The 1499-nt window shown below is 42.4% G+C and carries 1 protein-coding gene; it reads left to right on the forward strand.

Features of this window, described 5'->3' with window-relative positions; translation table 11 throughout:
- Positions 1 to 1355: group II intron reverse transcriptase/maturase (gene ltrA, locus QUB08_RS31885; RefSeq protein ID WP_333230286.1), on the forward strand; the 1355-nt coding region annotated here is incomplete at its 5' end.
- Positions 1356 to 1499 lie beyond the last annotated feature (144 nt).

Here is a 1499-nt window from a genome sequence, read left to right on the forward strand (position 1 = left end):
GGGTGGACGGAAAGAAAGCCCTCGAACCCTCACAAAGACTGGCACTATTTGAAGTGTTAGTTAAGAACTGGAAGCAATGGAAACATCAGCCTCTAAAGCGGGTGTACATCCCAAAAGTAGACGGAACTAAAAGAGGACTAGGAATCCCGACCATTAGCGACAGAGCATATCAATGTCTCATCAAATATGCCTTGGAACCAGTAGCAGAAGCTACGTTCAACGCTCATTCTTATGGGTTTAGACCTAGCCGAAGCTGCCATGATATCCAGAGACAATTATTCAATAATCTAAACTCTAGCAGTAATGGGTTAGAAAAAAGAATTTTGGAATTGGATATTGAAAAATGTTTCGACAAGATTGACCACAAATTCTTAATGCAATCAGTCCAACTACCAAAGGCAGCAAAACAAGGGGTATTTCGGGCAATAAAAGCTGGAGTCAGAGGAGAATTTCCTTCATCAGAATCCGGTACGCCCCAAGGTGGAGTTTTCAGCCCATTACTAGCAAATATAGTCCTTCACGGATTAGAGAACGTTGGTCATAAGGTCAGATTAAAAATCAGAAATGGTGGCAGATACATAGACACTATTACTGGATTTCGTTATGCGGATGACGTTGTGTTTATTCTGAAACCAGAAGACGACCCTGAACCCCTCCGAGGACACATTGATAAATTCTTGGAAACAAGAGGATTAAAAGTTAAAGAAGCCAAAACCAAAGTCGTACATAGTACAGATGGTTTCGACTTCCTTGGGTGGAACTTCTCAGTTAAACCCAATGGTAAATTCATTTCAACACCAAGTCAAAAAGCTACAATTAGCATTAAGGCAAAAGTTAAAGAAGTGATAAAAGATAGTCGTTTCACTCTCGAACATCGAATCAACAAGTGTGGCTCGGTGGTAAGAGGGTGGAGAAATTACCATAGATTCTGCGATCTGAGTCAACACAACCTGTGGTCACTGCGCTATTGGTTATGGAAATTCATTCGGAAACAAGGAAGATACAACCGTTATCAAACCAATAAGGTTATAAAAAGAGCAATTCCTGCGGTTAGTTGGTCAGCCTGCAAGTTTGTCATTGTCAAGGGAGATAAATCACCCTATGATGGCGATTTTGTTTATTGGTCAAAACGAGAGAATGCTCACTACGATGGGATAACGGCACGACTTCTCAAGAAACAGAATCACAAATGTACAGCATGTAATCTATCGTTCATGTCAGGTGATATTGCAGAACTACACCATATCGACGGCAACCATAACAATTGGAAACCTATAAATTTGGAAGTTCTACATCGTGAATGTCACCAGCATCAGACCGTTCATGGTCAGGTGAGAGTCCGAACAGCGGGTTAAACCCGACTTACTAGGTGTCAGACTAGGAGCCGGATGCAGTGAAAGCTGCACGTCCGCGTTCTGAAGGAGAGGTGTCCTGTGGTAACACAGGCATCGACTCTAATTAACTGAGAGGGGCGGGGAATAATATCCCCCCTCGACTCA

The sequence above is a fragment of the Microcoleus sp. BR0-C5 genome (genome assembly GCF_036705045.1).
In the GTDB taxonomy this organism is placed as follows: Bacteria; Cyanobacteriota; Cyanobacteriia; order Cyanobacteriales; family Microcoleaceae; genus Microcoleus.